Source organism: Gelidibacter salicanalis (assembly GCF_007997285.1).
GTDB classification, from domain to species: Bacteria; Bacteroidota; Bacteroidia; order Flavobacteriales; family Flavobacteriaceae; genus Gelidibacter; species Gelidibacter salicanalis.
Map to the genome: position 1 here is coordinate 380581 of NZ_VORX01000003.1, position 17616 is coordinate 398196.

The window sequence follows — 17616 nt, forward strand, 5'->3', positions numbered from 1 at the left end:
CTATGTACCACGACAACGTAATTTCTATCATTTTAGGTGGTGGGCAAGGCTCTCGACTCTATCCGTTAACACAATCACGCTCAAAACCAGCCGTTCCTATCGCTGGGAAATACAGGTTGGTAGATATTCCTATATCCAACTGCATCAACTCAGAAATCAAGCGCATGTTCGTGCTTACGCAGTTTAACTCGGCGTCTTTAAATAAGCACATAAAAAACACGTATCACTTTAGTTTTTTCAGCCAGGCTTTTGTGGATGTATTGGCGGCTGAACAAACCATGTCAAACAACACGTGGTTTCAAGGCACTGCAGATGCTGTACGTCAGAGTATGCACCATTTTTTAAATCATGATTTTGAGTATGCACTAATCCTCTCCGGAGATCAACTGTACCAAATGGACTTTAATAAAATGTTAGATGCCCATAGAGAAAGTAATGCTGAAATTACCATTGCGACCTTGCCAGTAAAAGAAAAGGAAGCAACATCGTTCGGGATTTTAAAAACTGATGAAAACAGCATCATCACCTCGTTTATTGAAAAACCTGACGCCAGTTTATTACCGGATTGGACCTCTCAAGTGAGTGATGATATGAAGGCCCAAGGTCGTAATCACCTCGCGTCCATGGGAATTTACATTTTTAATAGAGAACTGTTAATAGATTTGATGAACAATCCTGATACCAATGATTTTGGTAAGGAAATCATTCCGCAATCTATCGAAAAGCACAAAACATTGAGTTACCAATTTGAAGGCTATTGGACAGATATTGGAAATATCGATTCCTTTTTTGAAGCCAATTTGGGCCTAACTGACGAAATTCCGGAATTTGATTTGTTTAATAATAACAAACGCATTTTTACCAGAGCACGGATGTTACCCACTACAAAAATTAGTGGAACGACTTTAAACCGAGCGGTCATTGCCGATGGTTGTATCATAAACGCCGCTAAAATTGAGCGTTCCGTTATTGGTATTCGCGCCAGAATTGGTCATGATTCTACTATTATTAACACATATATGATGGGTAGTGATGTTTATCAAACCCTCGATGAAGTGACCTCAACCTCTAAAATTCCTATTGGTATTGGCGCACGTTGTTTTATTAAGAATGCTATTATCGATAAAAATTGCCGCATTGGAAATGACGTGCGCATCAACGGCGATTCGTGTACTGAAGATGTAGAAACAGAAACTTATGTGGTAAGAGATGGAATTGTCGTGATTCGGAAAGGGGCAATCATTCCTCACGGAACGGTGATTTAAGCCTATTTATTTCGAAATCTGCATCTTATCAAATTGGTCAATAAAATGCTTTAAATTACACTCAATAAAAAGATTTAACAAAGAAGAAGGCTCAGAGATTTAATCTGATTCTTCTTCTTTTTCTTTAGAATTGGTTTTTTCCTTTTGAATTTTTTCTACGTCATAAGGTTTCCCCAAGTAGACTAATTTCCAACCTTCAGTAAATGCTTCGTCGTCCTTATCAATATTTGTAATAATGTGTAGCTCATCAGATTCGTCTTTTAAGAACAACGGGATAATATCATAATCCCTACCACTGAGATCAATCAAGTTTTCGTAATGCTTTTTATCAGTGATTACAATTTCATGAATCGCTGGATACCGTCGAGTAGTTTCCGTTAAGGAGATAAAATCATCCCTCTGAATAAAAATACTTTGTTTTGGTTCGTAGTTAGGGTCGTTTAATTCCTCAGGAGTGATCAATCTGAAAGCGCCATTTTCACCAAATTCACCTTTAAATCTGTTAATCGCAAATTGATTAATATCAGAATTTCCAGTTAATGCAATAATATAGCCCACATCATTCAACTCAATATTATCGCCTAATGAATCAGCATATATATTGGTGTTAATGGCCTCTAATCCTAATTCAGCCGCTTTATTGATGTTGTTCTGGTTGTTGTCAATCAACACCACATGACGTCCATTTTCCTCTAAATAGTTTCCGATTAATCGAGAAGCTTTAGAAGCACCGATAATCAAGATACCGTTCGATTTTTTCAGAAAGACGCCCACCCACTGCGCTACATAACGCGCTGTTGTTGCATTCAATAATACGGTTCCTAACACGATCATAAACACCAAGGGTGTAATATATTCCGCATCCGGCACCCCATTTTTAGCCAATTTCAAGCCGAATAATGACGCAATACCTGCTGCCACAATTCCACGTGGTCCCACCCAACTGATAAATACTTTTTCATTGAATTGTAAGGACGAATTATACGTACTTAAAAACACACCAATTGGTCTTAAGATGAATACTACAATTGCAAATAAGACCGCGGTATTCCAATTGAAAATGAGCAGTAGATCTTCCATATTGATGTTGGCTGCAAGCAAAATAAACAGGATGGAGACCAACAGAATACTCAAGGATTCCTTAAAATATAGCAATTCTTTTAGGTAAGGTGAATTGGAATTTCCCAAAACCATCCCCATCACTACGACCGCCAATAAACCAGATTCGTGAGCAAAGGTATCCGCCAAAACGAACACACCCAGCACACTGGCTAAAGCAAAAACGTTCAGAAGATAATGCGGAATCAAGCGTCTATTGATAATAAAATTCAATCCGTGGGCAAAGGCGAACCCGAACGTACTTCCAAATAAAACAATTTTACCAAACTCTATAAAGGCTGTTTTGGTAAAAGCACCTCCAGCATCCACACTAATAAATTCGAACACCAAAACCGCCACCAAAGCCCCAATAGGATCAATCAGAATCCCTTCCCAGCGCAATACGGCAGAAACGTCCTGCTTCAATGGAATGTTTCGTAAAATAGGCGTAATTACAGTAGGTCCAGTAACGATAATCAAGGCCGAAAAGAGAAAGGACATTTCCCAACTTAAATAAAATATGAAATGTGCGGCAACAGCAGCACCAAAAAAGGTCACCAAAGAGCCTACGGTAATCAATTTGGAAATCACGGGCCCAACATTCTTAATTTCCTTCACTCTTAAGGTCAAGCCTCCTTCAAAAAGGATCACACTAATGGCGAGAGAGACAAAATAAAAGAGACTTTCTCCAGGAAATAATCCTTTTTTGCCATTATAAATAGGCTCGATCCATTTAGATCCGTCGCTGGAAAGATATTCCGCAGCTATGGGTCCTACGAGCAGACCGATAAGAATTAAAGGTAGAATTGCTGGGATTTTTAACTTCCAGGCCACCCATTGCGCCAAGATACCGAGTATAATGATTCCTGCTAATTCAACCATATGTTTTGTTTATCCTTATTTACGTATTGGAAAGGGAGCAAAGTTATTTTTTTTTGAAGCAACTACGCAGGAAAATAAGCATAAAAATGAAAAGGAGGTCTGTTTATTAAGAAATTGACCGAATGAGGATCTCATTTTTTATCTTCGTTTGTCTCAAAAGTGTAATATAATTTTCTAAGACTTTTCTTCAAGAGGGTAAACCGATAGATGCCAATAATAAAAAATATGGCACTAAATACCAGGGCCAACAAAGCCAAATATTTAAAGTCTGGAAAATTCTTTAACTGAAAAAAAGCAATCCCTCCCAAGAGCAGATAAAGTGAAGATCTGATGTAAGATAACAAAGTGCGCTCATTAGCCAATCGCGTACGTTCAATAGCAAGATAGTCTCTTAAAATAATCTCCTGATCTGGTTTAAAATCCCTACCAAACTTCAAGAGTTTCATTTTTCTGAGCCGCAAAGGCTCCGGAACTATTTTTCTCATAACACTTTTTTATAAAATTAGATTATTTTTGATAGGATTCAAATTATCTCATGATTACTTATGGTAAGAATATGTTAAAATACCGCCAATATCATTGTCCAAAACCTTTAAATTTTAAGTGTTTTAGTAATTTGCATGATTAATAACCGCCAAAAATAAAAACTATGCAGCTATATCCTATAGAATCTGGGAACTTCAAACTTGATGGCGGTGCCATGTTCGGGGTCGTACCCAAGTCAATTTGGCAACGCACCAATCCCGCCGATGCCAATAATATGATTGACATTGCCGCCCGTTGTTTACTGATTGAGGACGGTGACCGTTTGATTTTAGTAGACACCGGAATGGGGGATAAGCAAAATGAAAAATTCTTTGGCTATTATTATTTATGGGGAGATAATTCGATCGATACATCTTTAGAACAGCACGGATTTCATCGCGATGACATTACCGATGTATTTATGACCCATTTGCATTTTGACCATTGTGGCGGAAGTATCCAATGGAATAAAGATCGAACCGCCTATGAACCTGCTTTTAAAAACGCAAATTTGTGGAGTAATAAAGCGCATTGGGACTGGGCAACAGAACCTAACAATCGTGAAAAAGCATCATTCCTAAAGGAAAATATTATGCCAATGAAAGAAAGTGGTCATCTCCGATTTACGGAACTTCCAACAGATAGAATCCTTAAAAATTCTGATTTAGGGTTTGATATTTTCTTTGCGGATGGACATACAGATAAGCAAATGATTCCGCTGATCAAATACAAAGATAAAACCATCGCTTTTATGGCCGATTTGTTGCCAACCGTTGGCCACTTGCCGTTGCCATTTGTGATGGGGTATGATACCCGACCGTTACTGACCTTAGATGAAAAACAATTGTTTTTGAACAAGGCGGCGGACGAGAATTATTATTTATTTTTGGAACATGATGCACACCACCAAATCATCACGGTTAAACATACAGAAAAAGGTGTTCGCTTAGATCAAACCTACACTACACAAGACATTTTTACAAATTAATACACACATTCAAATGAAATTTATTAAATCATTCGCTATTGCCGCTTTTGCAGCAACTACCCTTTATAATTGTGGTTCAGCACCAGGTGTCGTTTCCACACCGATGGAAAATATTGATGCGCTACCCCTTAAAATTTCTGAATTGACCGAAGCAGAAAAAAATCATTGGTCGCATCTCGATTTGAAGCGGGATACGATTCCGGGAATGAGCGTGGATAGAGCTTACGATGAAATTATTAAAAACCGAAAAGGCTCGACTACGATTGTGGCCATCATTGATTCTGGTATTGATATTGACCACGAGGATTTGCAAGGGGCCATTTGGAAAAATCCTAAAGAAATTCCGAATAATGGAAAGGATGACGATAACAATGGCTATGTCGACGACGTGTATGGCTGGAATTTTTTAGGTGATGCTTATAACGAACAATTAGAATATGTGCGTTTACTGGCAAGCGGCAATACATCACACCCAAGATATGCTGAGGCAAAAGCAGAACGCCAATCAGAATACGATAAATATGTAGGCATTAAGACCAATTATGAGCAGTTTTTACAACAAATCAAAAATGCTGATGATGCCTTAAAAAGAGAAACAAAAAAGGAAAATTACACTGAGGATGATGTCAATGCTATAAAAACCAACAACCAAACATTACAACAATATGTAGCAGTAGCAAAATATGTGTACAGTTTAGAGTTTGATAGTTTAAAAGCGGCTACAAAAGAATTGACCGAAGGATTGGTAGATATAACTGACCGCTTAAATTACAACCTGAATGTCGATTTTAAAGGGCGTACTACAGGTGACAATCCTGATGATATGACCCAAAAATACTACGGAAATAACAACGTTAAACCAGTAAAAGCTTCTGAAAGCCACGGCACCCACGTTGCCGGAATTGTGGCCGCGATAAGAAACAATGGTAAAGGAGGCAATGGTGTTGCTAACAACGTAAAAATCATGAGCATCAGAGCCGTTCCTAATGGCGATGAGTACGACAAGGATGTGGCTTTGGCCATTAGATATGCAGCCGATAATGGCGCTAAAGTCATCAACACAAGTTTTGGTAAATATTATTCACCGCATAGCGATTGGGTAAGGGAAGCTATTGCTTATGCCGCTACTAAAGATGTGTTAATCGTAAATGCAGCAGGTAACGAAGGGACTGATTTGGATACTAAAAATGTCTATCCAAACGATGCTGTCGGCACAGGACCAGAGGTTGCAGATAACTTTATCAGTGTGGGTTCATTAGACCCTAAGTATGGGTCAGGCTTGGTCTCAGGATTCTCAAATTTTGGGAAAATAAACGTGGATATTTTTGCTCCAGGGGGTGATATTTATTCGACATTCCCAAATAACAACTATAAGGCAGTTGGAGGAACCTCTATGGCATCTCCTGGTGTTGCTGGAATTGCAGCCTTGATCAGATCACAATATCCAAAACTTTCTGCGCCTCAGGTTAAGAAAATCATTATGGATTCAGGATTGGCCTTAACCACAAAAGTAGTTGTGGGAGGAAATCCATCCAACGTAAAACCGTTCAGCACCTTGTCAAAATCAGCAAAAATAGCCAACGCTTACAATGCCTTAATATTAGCTGCACAAGTGGCAAAAAACCTCTAATAAATCTATCTTAAAATGAAATTATTTAGTGCTTTAAGTCTCGGAATTTTTATAATGATGTCCTCTTTTACAGGACAGGCTCAAAAGGATTTCGAAGTAACTCCAAATCCGTATTACTGGCAGCAACACGTAGATTATACGATGGCTATTGATATGGATGTCAAAACCTATAAATATTCTGGAACCCAAAAATTGGTCTATACCAATAACTCCCCGGATGATTTAAACAAAGTGTTTTACCATTTGTATCCTAACGCTTTTCAACCGGATAGCGAAATGGATGCACGTTTAAAAAGTATCGCAGATCCGGATGGCCGAATGGTCAATAATTTGGGCACCAAAGCAGAGCCTAATTACGAAAGTAGAATCAGTAAGTTAGGCCCGGATGAAATTGGCTATATCAAGGTGACGTCACTGTTGCAAAATGGGCAACCGGTAACCCATGAAACTCAAGGCACCATTTTAATGGTGACATTAAACACTCCAATTCAACCGGGCGAAAAAACCACTTTTGATATGGTGTTTGAGGCGCAAGTGCCACTTCAAATTCGACGTGCTGGTAGAAACAGTAAAGAAGGTGTTGCTTTATCTATGGCGCAATGGTATCCTAAATTGGCTGAATATGATGATGAAGGATGGCATGCTGACCCATATATTGCTAGAGAATTTTACGGGGTTTGGGGTGATTTTGATGTGAAAATTACGATTGATAAAGATTATATTATCGGTGGTACTGGCTATCTTCAAAACCCTAATGAAATTGGACATGGCTACGAAACCGAAAAAGTAAAAAAACAAAAGGGCAAGACCTTAACTTGGCACTTTAAAGCGCCAAAAGTTCACGATTTTACCTGGGCTGCGGATCCGGATTATATCCACGATACGCTAAAAATGGAAAATGGACCAACCTTACATTTTCTTTACAAAAGCACAATGCCAGCGGAAAATTTAGAGAATTGGAAAAAATTACAACCCATAACTGAACAATTAATGAACTACTTCAGTACGCATATTGGAGCGTATCCTTATGACCAGTATTCTGTTATCCACGGGGGTGATGGCGGTATGGAATACGGCATGAGCACACTGATAGTGGGCGAAGGTTCTTTAGATGGATTGATTGGTGTTACGGCACATGAATTAGCGCATAGCTGGTTCCAATTCGTGTTGGCTACCAATGAAAGTAAACATTCATGGATGGACGAAGGTTTTACCAGTTATATTCAAGATAGAGCATTAGATGCTATCAGTGGCACTAATAGTGACAACCCATTTAGTGGATCGTACCGATCGTATATTGCCCTAGCAAAGTCAAATAGGGAGCAACCACAAACTACCCATTCTGATCGTTATAATTACAACCGTGCCTATTCGATTTCAGCATACAGTAAAGGGACCTTGTTCTTATCGCAGTTAGGCTATATCATTGGTGAAGACAATCTGAATAAAACGCTTAAACGCTACTATAAAGAGTGGGCATTTAAACACCCAAAACCAATGGACGTCATCCGTGTGGCTGAAAAAGTATCCGGATTGGAGCTGGATTGGTATTTGATGGACTGGACACAGACCACCAATACGATTGATTATGCCGTAAAAGCAGTCAATTCTGAAGGGGATATCACAACAGTTAGTCTAGAGCGTATAGGATTAATGCCAATGCCTTTAGATGTGGAAGTCACTTTTACAGACGGCACAAAAGCCCAATACAACATTCCGTTACGTATGATGCGTGGTGCCAAACCAGTGGCAAATACAACCACTGTTTTGACAAATTGGGCTTGGACACATCCAAACTATAGCTTTAAAATTGACAAACCTAAGAGCGCCATCACGTCTATCACCATAGACCCGCGAGGATATATGGCAGATGTTAATAGAGATAATAATGTGATGACCCTTAACTAGGTCACAATATGCTTACGTATAAAAAACCGCTTTTAATAGAGCGGTTTTTTTATATAACCTAATTACCTTTGGTGCCCTATGGAACAGTCGTATAAAAAAATAGAAAAGCTCAAAAGCCAAAAGCTTATTGAAAAGCTATTTTCTGACGGAAAATCAGTAGTAGCATATCCGTTACGATTGGTATATTTAAAGACTGTTTTTGAAGACGCTGTGCCTGTAAAAGCTGGGGTTTCCGTGAGCAAGCGCAATTTTAAAAAGGCTGTTCATAGAAACCGCATTAAACGGTTATTGAGAGAGGCCTATCGGCTTAATAAATCCGCTTATTTTAACAACATTACCGCGCAATATGCGTTAATGATTCTGTATATAGGGAAGTCTGAAAGTGATTATAAAACTATATCGAAAAAAATGAATACCTTATTGGACGCTTTTATCACAAAAGAGACCCTTCCTAAACCCTAAACTTTTTGAGACTTTGATTATGAAAAAGTTACTGAAAAAAAAGATAGTACTTCCTATACTCATCGGTGTGGTATTCCTTACCGGATCAGCATTTAAAGGCGATTTTTTTGAAATCGCAAAACAGATAGAAATTTTTACCACCTTATTTAAAGAGGTGAATATGAATTATGTGGACGACACCAATCCGGCCAATTTGATGGATACCGCCATTAAAAGCATGCTTCAGGATTTAGATCCTTACACCAATTTTTACAATGAACAGGATGTGGAGGCCTCCAGAATTAACAATACTGGCGATTACACCGGGATAGGCGCCAATGTATTGACCTTAAAAGATAAGTTAGTCATCATAGAACCTTACAAAAATTTTCCTGCAGATAAAGCCGGATTAAAAGCTGGGGACGAAATTATCAAAGTGGATGGCACCGTTGTGGCCGATTTTAACGATGATGCCGGTAATTTGTTGCAAGGCACCGCCGGAACCACCGTAGACGTGACTTACCTGCGTCAAGGAAAAACACAGACGGCTACCATCAAAAGAGAATCGGTAGAAATACATGCCGTACCTCACTATTCCATGATAGACGGCAAAACGGGCTATGTGGTATTACGTAAATTCAATGAAAAAGCGTCGGCTGAAACCATCAATGCAGTCCGCGTTTTAAAAAGTGAAGGTGCCAAACAAATCGTATTGGATTTACGAGGAAATTTAGGTGGATTACTCAATGAAGCTGTGAATGTTACCAATATTTTTGTACCAAAAAATCAGTTGGTGGTGACCACAAAATCTAAAGTTGACAAATACAATAAAACTTATTATACCCAAAAAGAAGCCATCGATACTGATATCCCGTTAGTGGTATTGATTGATGGTAGAAGTGCTTCTGCAAGTGAAATTGTTGCAGGCGCATTGCAAGATTTAGATAGAGCCGTGATTGTTGGGGCCAGGAGTTATGGTAAAGGCTTGGTACAACGTCCTAAATCCTTAGTCTACGGGACGCAAATGAAAATTACCATCTCACGGTATTATACGCCTTCAGGACGCAGTATTCAGTCTTTAGACTATTGGAATAGAGATGAATTTGGAAAAGCAACCCGGGTAAAAAAAGAAAATTACAATGCTTTTAAAACCAAACGCGGAAGAACCGTTTATGACGGTGGTGGCATTCAGCCAGATCTTGAGTTGGATATCACCAAACTAAGTCCGATCACCACCGCCATTGTCAATGATAATTTGATTTTTGATTTTGCCACTGACTATTATTATTCCCATAAGGTGACGGATTTAAAGAATTTTGAACTGAAGGAAGTCGATTTTAATGCTTTTAAAGCCTTTTTAAAAGCTAATAATTTTAAGTTTGAGACCAAAACCGAGAAAGCCTTTGATGATGCTTTAATGGTAGCTAAAGATGAAGCCTTAGATGAAGTCATTGATTCCGAATATGCCACTTTGGTTAACTCCTTAAATGCCTATAAAACGAAAGCAATCGATGACAATAAAGCCCAATTGATGGGATTGCTATCTGAAGAGATCGTTAAACGCTATTTTTACAGAGAAGGTATGTATACGTATTATATGGCGCATAATACAGAAATAAAAAAAGGTACCGAAATTTTAAAAAATCCTTCAAACTATCTTGGATATCTTCAATAACATTCCATTCTTCTAATAAACTAAGTTTTTTAAAAGTGCACAAGCGGCCATCCAACCCACTAATTAGAACTAAGATTCTCCTAATTGGGTTTCTGTACTCAAGATTTAGGAACATAGGAAAAATTAAAAATCAGGACAAAACCGCTAACAAACCTAATAGCTTTTATAAAAATAGGAGTTACCATTGCCCTATACTAAACTCTTCCACAATGGTTATAGTTATTTATTGCTAGAATCTAAAAAAAACCTAAGATGAAATTTCTAAAGTGCTTCTAAAAAGAGATGAAATTTATTTCACCGTTTAAGGTCATGTGTGTACAAAACAGCAAAGCTGCCATTCAGAGAAAAACAAAAAACGCAACCTCTCGCTCGCCAGAGCGAAGCATATCTACGATTATTTGGTAAAACAAGGCATTGATTATAAACGCATTAAGTTTTTGGGAATGCGCCCTAAATTCACATTAGGGGCGAAGCAAAATACCTTCGCCGCGTAGAAATTATGGGTAACTTATGTATCAGAAATTATCTAGGTTTTTAGCATAGGGATATGCGGAATACCATCTTCTAAATAGCCATCTCCACAAGCTTTAAATCCGAGGTTATTATAAAAACCTTCCAAATGCGCTTGGGCTGAAATTTTTATGTTGGTTTCATCATATCGTTTTCTGATTGCTTCAATAGAGGCCTCCATAATGGTATACCCATACTTAAAAAGACGTTCTTCCGCTTTTACTAAAACGCGGCCAATACTGGCGTGTTCAAAATAATCGTCTGGTTTAAAAATACGGGTGTAGGCCACAAATTCACGATTTTTATAACCCAATACATGCAACGCATTCTGATCTTTATAATCTAAATCTTGATAGACACAATTTTGTTCCACCACAAAAATTTCACTTCGCAGTTGTAATATAGCATACAACTCGTCAGTGGTGAGTTCTTTAAATGTTTTGGTAGCAATCTCTAACATGGTATTCTCAAAATGTGTTTATTAATTTAATCCTGGACAATAATTTCCTTGGGATCTTTTTTATTGAATTCAGGTTGAATGTTGACATGATTAATTTCGAATTGCTCGTGTAACAGACTTTCAATATCGTGTAAAATGAGATCAAATTCAGACAGGCTGATATCTTCCTTAAATTCGAGATGGGCTTCCAAATGCAGCTCATCATCATTTAAACCCCAAATATGCACGTGGTGTAATCGATTCACTTTTGGCAGTTGGTGCACTGCTCTAACCACATCCTTAATATCTATATGATCAGGCGTAAATAACATTAGCATTTTTGAAGATTTTATCAACAAATCAAATCCTACCCAAATTAAATACACAGCAATTAAAAAGGTTAAAACGCTGTCTACCCAAAACCATTGGTAGAACTTCATGAGTAAACCTCCAATTAATACCGCTACACTGGCCAACATATCGGTGAATAGATGCAGATAGGCAGAACGCATGTTAAGGTTGTTTTTTGCATCCTTTTTAAGCAATAGCACACTAAAACCATTCGCGAAAATAGCAATAAGCGCTAACCAGATCACTAATGTAGACTCGATTACTTGCGGATCTTGATAACGTTTAATGGCTTCAATAATCAACAAAATAGCCACAATCACTAAAGTTGAGGCATTGATAAAAGCAGCTAGTATTTCCGCCCGCTTATACCCAAAAGTTCTGTGAAAGGATGCTTTTCTCTTGGATAATTTTGAAGCCACATACGTTACAAAAAGTGAAATGACATCACTAAAATTATGCAGAGCATCACTTAATAAGGCCAAACTTCCCGAAATTAAACCGCCAGCAATTTGGGCGGCAGTAATAAGGATGTTCAGCAGAATAGAAATAACTAAATTTCTATCCTTCTTATTAGGATGTGCATGGTGTTGTGTCATAAATTAATGCGCCACAGGAATTTTTTTGATTCTGTTTTCATGACGGCCTCCTTCAAAACCAGTTTCAAAAAATGTATCTACCATTTCCAAAACTTGTTCCAAAGCTGTAAAACGTGAGGGAATACTCAAGATATTCGCATTGTTATGTTGTCTGGCAAGTGCCACAATTTCTTTGTTCCAACACAATGCTGAACGGACTCCTTGATGCTTATTGGCCGTCATGTTGGCGCCATTTCCACTTCCGCAGACAATAATTCCAAAATCGACAACCTTATCTTCTACATCTTGGGCCACCGGATGTACAAAATCTGGATAATCTACACTATCTGCACTGTCCGTACCGTAGTTTTTTACCGTGTAATTTTTTTGTTCTAAATGCTTAACAATCGCCTTCTTATACGCAGTACCCGCATGATCATTACCAATTGAAATTTTCATATATCTTGTATTTTATTTAGTGTATAAAGTTACTAAATACACCTAACTAAAAGGATATATTTAAGCTTCTATATAATGGAGTTTGAGCGTTGTTAACAACAGCCAAAGTTCTCTTCATTACTTGTTGATATCTTGTAGCTATTATGTAACATTAAAATTTTTATAATCCAGATTTTTTTACAACCAAGCTTATAATCATCAATACCTAAAATTTAACCCCTTTTTTCCCGTTTACTTATCATGATCAAAATGTGGTTCTGTGAACATAAAATTTTAAAAATATTATCATGAATTCACTATTAACATCGGTTATTAACACTTGTTAATAAGGTTTAAAATAGCGCTTACACTCAACACGTTCTATTCATATAACTTGTTAACTTCATCCTAACAAAATGTCAACTAACGACTTTCAAAGCAAAACCCAAAAAAGTTATAACGGCTATTAACACCCCATCATAAACATCATTTTTTTTTTTAATTTAAAATAAAAGCTGATTATAATATATACTATTGTGGATAACTGTTTTTTGAGTAGCCATTAGAGTTTTTTAAAAGCACTGGTGACAGACTTTTCTTAAATTTGATATAAAGGAAACTTTCATTTAATATTTAAATCGTAGTTTTGTAAAAACTTAATTACCAATCTTCTCCTTTAATTGAGTTACAAATAACAGAATTTCGCTTAACTTTAGAAATTCAATATGATTACATTATAAATGACAAAAAAAAGAAGAAAGGGATCATCAAATAAGATCTCTAACCTAACAAATACAATTCTAAGTATTTTAAAAAAAGATAGAAATCAATCCTACAACTATAAACAAATTGCTGCTAAACTTGAAGTTAATGATGCTTCTAGCAGAAATCAAATTATAAAGAAACTTCAAGAGTTACTTGCTAAAAAGGAAATTGAAGAAACTGAACGTGGCAAATTCAAAGCCGTTGTTAACACTGAATACCATACGGGAATTTTAGATATGGCTTCTAAAGGATCTGGCTACATTATTAGTCCTGATTTTGAAGAAGACGTTTTTATTGCTTCCAATAACATCAATAAAGCCCTTAATGGTGATGAGGTTGAATTTTACGCCTATAAACGCCGTAACCGAGGGAAGTTTGAAGGTGAGATTACAAACATCATTAAACGCGCTAAAAGCGATTATGTAGGAGTCATTCAACTTCACGATAATTACGCTTTTGTCGTGGTTAATGGCAACAAAATGTATACAGACATTTTTGTACCAATCAATAAAATTAACAACGCTGAAAATGGCGATGTGGTTTTGGTCTCTCTGGATAGTTGGGATAAAGATGAAGACTCGCCCAAAGGTGCCGTCTTGAAAGTGTTAGGAAAACCTGGAGAACACAATACTGAAATTCACGCTATTTTGGCCGAATACGGTTTGCCGTACGAATTTCCTGCAGAAGTTGAAGAGTATGCCAACAGTCTGGACACATCTATTTCCGAAGCGGAAATTGCCAAGCGTCGTGACATGAGAAAAACACTCACCTTTACGATAGATCCAAAAGATGCTAAAGATTTTGATGATGCGTTATCCTTTGAAGTATTGGATAATGGTATGTATGAAATTGGAATTCACATTGCAGATGTCTCGCATTACGTGCAAGAAGGCACCATATTAGATGATGAAGCCTATGAACGTGCAACGTCGGTATATTTGGTAGATAGGGTAGTACCTATGTTGCCAGAAGTACTGTCTAACAACGCGTGTTCCTTGCGTCCTAATGAAGAGAAATACACATTTTCAGCAGTCTTTCAAATGAACGATAAAGCTGAAATTAAGTCGCAATGGTTTGGAAGAACCGTGACCTATAGTGACGCTCGTTTTGCTTACGAAGAAGCACAATCGATTATTGAAACCCAAAACACACATATTCCTGAAGAGCTTTCCATTACAGGTAATGCTTATGATGCAGCTCAAGAGGTTGCGGATGCCGTTTTAAAAATGGATGAATTGGCCAAAATTATGCGTCGTGAACGTATGAAAGATGGGGCCATTTCTTTTGATAAGGTTGAAGTTAAATTTAATTTAGATGAACAGGCCAATCCTATTGGTGTGTTCTTTAAAACCAGTCAAGATGCCAACAAACTGATTGAAGAATTCATGTTGCTAGCCAATAAAAAAGTGGCAGAATACATTGGGAAACAATCGCCTAAAAAGACCTTTGTCTACCGTGTGCATGATGAACCTGATGCTACTAAATTAGCCGCCTTACAAAGTGTGGTTTCTAAATTTGGTTATAAACTCGATTTTAAGGACAGCAAAACGATTTCATCTTCTTTAAACGGAATGCTTAAGGATGTTCAGGGCAAAGCCGAACAAAACTTGGTGGATACCTTAACCATAAGAACGATGAGTAAGGCTGAGTACACTACAGACAACATTGGGCATTATGGCTTGGCATTCGATTATTACACACATTTTACCTCGCCAATCCGTCGTTATCCTGACGTGATGGTGCACCGTTTGTTGCAGCATTATCTCGATGGTGATAAATCGGCCAACGAAGCTATTTACGAAGAGAAATGCAACCACTCTAGTAATATGGAAAATTTATCCACAAAAGCGGAGCGTGATTCTATTAAATACATGCAAATCAAATTTATGGAGAACCATAAGAATGAAGAGTTTGTTGGGGTCATTTCAGGAGTTACAGACTGGGGAATTTACGTAGAGATTGTGACAAATAAGTGTGAAGGTATGGTGTCTGTCAGAGACATGAACGATGATCATTACGAGTTTGATGCGACAGAATACGCCTTGGTGGGTAAGAAGAGCGGTGTGAGTTATCAATTAGGTGAAGAAGTTGTGGTGAAGGTCAAGAACACAGACCTAGTTAAAAAACACCTCGATTTTACACTGATTGGAAAACCTCAAATTATCGAACTGTAACATTTACCAGATTCACTGTACTGATAGTAAAAATAGTAACTTATGATTCTTACCACTACCAACGAAATAGAAGGCTTTAGAATTCTTGAATATAAAGGCATTGTTTCCGGGATTGCTGTTAACATGCAAAAAATGAGTATTTCTTTCAATATGGAAAAATACTATGCGGGAATTTCTGAAAGTATGGGCCAAGTTAAGGAACAGGCTTTCCAGGAATTAAAGGACAATGCCCGCACTTTAAATGCCAACGCCATTATTGGTATCAAGGTAGACATGGAAGTCACAGCAAATAATTACATAGCCGTTTCTGTTACTGGAACGGCTGTTTCTGTTGCCTAAAATTTAAGTTTTATTTATTAAACCCATGTATTGTATCTGCCCTCAAATGAGTAACTTGAGAGGAATTTTGAATTTATAAAATAAAAAATTATTATTATGAAATTAGTTATAATGATGGTCGCGCTCTTTATAGGAGTCCAGTCCATTGCCCAAGACGACATAGAAATGTCTATTGGCGATTTTGATGAACTTAAAGTGTACGATTTAATTAACGTCACGCTAGTAAAAGCAAAAGCTTCAAAAGCGGTTATTTCCGGAGATCATAAAAGTGATGTGGAAGTGGTCAATAAAAATGGTACCCTAAAGATAAAAATGCGTTTGGGGGAAAAATTTGATGGCAACAAAACCAATGTCACTCTGTATTATCAAGAAATTGACGTTATAGACGTTAATGAAGGGGCTTATGTAAGTTCTGAAGAAACGTTTAAGCAACATAAAATGGAACTAAGAGCTCAGGAAGGTGGTGTAATCAAATTAAAATTAAAGGTTACTGAAAACGAAGTTAAAGCCGTTACCGGTGGAGAAATTCAAGTATCGGGAAAAGCCATTAGACAGGATATTAGTATTAACACTGGGGGAATATTTTCCGGTAAAACTTTAGAAAGTGAATCGACATACGTCGCAATTAGAGCGGCTGGAGAAGCGCATATCAATGCATCCAAGGTAGCGGATATTAAAATAAGAGCCGGTGGAGATGTGTTTGTTTACGGGAAACCAGAAAAAGTAAACGAAAGCAAAGTGTTGGGTGGGCGAATTAAACTAATGGATTAATCATTTTCCTTGTGTTTAGTTGCTTGATACTGAGCTAACACAGGGTATTGAATAGGTTTTTGAAACCTTTAGAGCCTCATAACAGCGTTATTTTTATGTAGCTTTGTTGAAACACACGTTTTATGTTTGACGACATTTTATCGGCGATCCCTTTTGGAATTATACTGGCATTTACAATAGGGCCAGTATTTTTTGTGCTTTTAGAAACTAGCGCCACAAAGGGTTTTAAAAGTGCCCTTATTTTCGATTTGGGTGTGATGTTGGCCGATATTCTTTTTATTGCCGTCGCCTTTTTCAGTACCAACAAATTATTGGAAAAAATTAAGGATGACCCTAACTTCCTGGTATTTGGAGGTGTTATTTTAGTGGTTTATGGCACGATCAGTTTTACAAAAACTTCAAAATCCTTTCGATCTATAGTCAGAGAATACCATAAGGTTGAACTTCAAAAAAATTATGGAAAGCTCTTTTTAAAGGGTTTTTTACTGAATTTTATCAATATTGGCGTATTGGTGGGATGGGTAGGCTTTATCATCATTGCCAACTCGTTTACGGAAACTAAAGGCGGTGTCATGGTTTTTTTAAGCACTATTTTGGTGACTTATTTTATCATTGATATTTTTAAAATTCTTATTGCTAAGAAGCTTAAGAACAAACTCACCCCACGACTTATATTTAAGACCAAAAAAATTATAGCATTAGTTATTTTGGGTTTTGGTATTTTGTTGCTTTCCCAGGCTTTTTTTCCTAAGGAAAAGGAATTGTTAAAAGACCGTTTGGAACAAATCAACCCCTTTGAAACTGAATAAGTTCTAAGTTCACGCAACCCTTTTTATAAAATG

Annotated in this window: 15 protein-coding genes; 10 read left to right on the top strand and 5 right to left on the bottom strand. The window is 37.3% G+C overall.

Features of this window, described 5'->3' with window-relative positions; genetic code table 11:
* The first annotated feature begins 2 nt into the window (after window positions 1-2).
* The gene (locus ES711_RS07875) at window positions 3-1265 is read left to right on the top strand and encodes a glucose-1-phosphate adenylyltransferase (RefSeq protein ID WP_146892358.1); all 1263 of its coding nucleotides are present in this window, start codon (window positions 3-5) and stop codon (window positions 1263-1265) included.
* Window positions 1266-1364: 99 nt separating this feature from the next.
* On the opposite strand, the gene ES711_RS07880 is transcribed toward ES711_RS07875, so the two are convergent.
* Together ES711_RS07880 and ES711_RS07885 are read right to left on the bottom strand one after the other, a co-directional pair.
* The gene (locus ES711_RS07880) at window positions 1365-3245 is read right to left on the bottom strand and encodes a cation:proton antiporter (protein ID WP_146892360.1); all 1881 of its coding nucleotides are present in this window, start codon (window positions 3243-3245) and stop codon (window positions 1365-1367) included.
* A 131-nt stretch (window positions 3246-3376) separates the two neighbouring features.
* Window positions 3377-3730 (bottom strand): DUF202 domain-containing protein, encoded by a 354-nt coding sequence (locus ES711_RS07885; RefSeq protein WP_394344886.1) that lies wholly within the window; start codon window positions 3728-3730, stop codon window positions 3377-3379.
* Between the two features lie 164 nt (window positions 3731-3894).
* Here ES711_RS07885 and ES711_RS07890 point away from each other — a divergent pair, with 164 nt between their 5' ends.
* From ES711_RS07890 to ES711_RS07910, 5 genes are all read left to right on the top strand, one after another.
* Window positions 3895-4758 carry an MBL fold metallo-hydrolase gene (locus ES711_RS07890; RefSeq protein ID WP_146892362.1) on the top strand — a complete coding sequence of 288 codons (864 nt, stop codon included), beginning with the start codon at window positions 3895-3897 and terminating at the stop codon, window positions 4756-4758.
* Between the two features lie 13 nt (window positions 4759-4771).
* A complete protein-coding gene (locus tag ES711_RS07895) occupies window positions 4772-6388 on the top strand; it encodes a S8 family peptidase (protein WP_146892364.1) in 1617 nt (538 codons plus the stop codon).
* A 15-nt stretch (window positions 6389-6403) separates the two neighbouring features.
* Window positions 6404-8296, top strand: coding sequence for a M1 family metallopeptidase (locus ES711_RS07900; protein ID WP_146892366.1), 1893 nt, complete (start codon window positions 6404-6406; stop codon window positions 8294-8296).
* A gap of 78 nt (window positions 8297-8374) precedes the next feature.
* Entirely contained in the window at window positions 8375-8758 is a 384-nt protein-coding gene (gene rnpA, locus ES711_RS07905; RefSeq protein WP_146892368.1) for a ribonuclease P protein component, read from the top strand.
* Between the two features lie 19 nt (window positions 8759-8777).
* Window positions 8778-10412, top strand: a complete 1635-nt coding sequence (locus tag ES711_RS07910; protein ID WP_146892370.1) for a S41 family peptidase — start codon at window positions 8778-8780, stop codon at window positions 10410-10412.
* A 526-nt stretch (window positions 10413-10938) separates the two neighbouring features.
* On the opposite strand, the gene ES711_RS07920 is transcribed toward ES711_RS07910, so the two are convergent.
* From ES711_RS07920 to rpiB, 3 genes are read right to left on the bottom strand one after another with little or no spacing between them, the layout of a single operon-like run.
* On the bottom strand, window positions 10939-11382 hold the full coding sequence (locus ES711_RS07920) for a GNAT family N-acetyltransferase (RefSeq protein WP_146892374.1): 444 nt from the start codon (window positions 11380-11382) through the stop codon (window positions 10939-10941).
* A gap of 26 nt (window positions 11383-11408) precedes the next feature.
* Window positions 11409-12308, bottom strand: a complete 900-nt coding sequence (locus tag ES711_RS07925; RefSeq protein ID WP_146892376.1) for a cation diffusion facilitator family transporter — start codon at window positions 12306-12308, stop codon at window positions 11409-11411.
* A 3-nt stretch (window positions 12309-12311) separates the two neighbouring features.
* Window positions 12312-12746, bottom strand: coding sequence for a ribose 5-phosphate isomerase B (gene rpiB, locus ES711_RS07930; protein WP_146892378.1), 435 nt, complete (start codon window positions 12744-12746; stop codon window positions 12312-12314).
* A 719-nt stretch (window positions 12747-13465) separates the two neighbouring features.
* Between rpiB and rnr the strand changes: the two genes are divergently transcribed.
* The 4 genes from rnr (at window position 13466) to ES711_RS07950 (ending at window position 17583) form a co-directional block, all read left to right on the top strand.
* Window positions 13466-15664, top strand: a complete 2199-nt coding sequence (gene rnr / locus ES711_RS07935; RefSeq protein ID WP_146892380.1) for a ribonuclease R — start codon at window positions 13466-13468, stop codon at window positions 15662-15664.
* A gap of 42 nt (window positions 15665-15706) precedes the next feature.
* On the top strand, window positions 15707-16003 hold the full coding sequence (locus ES711_RS07940) for a YbjQ family protein (protein ID WP_146892382.1): 297 nt from the start codon (window positions 15707-15709) through the stop codon (window positions 16001-16003).
* Between the two features lie 96 nt (window positions 16004-16099).
* Entirely contained in the window at window positions 16100-16774 is a 675-nt protein-coding gene (locus ES711_RS07945; RefSeq protein WP_146892383.1) for a head GIN domain-containing protein, read from the top strand.
* Between the two features lie 122 nt (window positions 16775-16896).
* Window positions 16897-17583 (top strand): LysE family translocator, encoded by a 687-nt coding sequence (locus ES711_RS07950; RefSeq protein WP_146892386.1) that lies wholly within the window; start codon window positions 16897-16899, stop codon window positions 17581-17583.
* Window positions 17584-17616 lie beyond the last annotated feature (33 nt).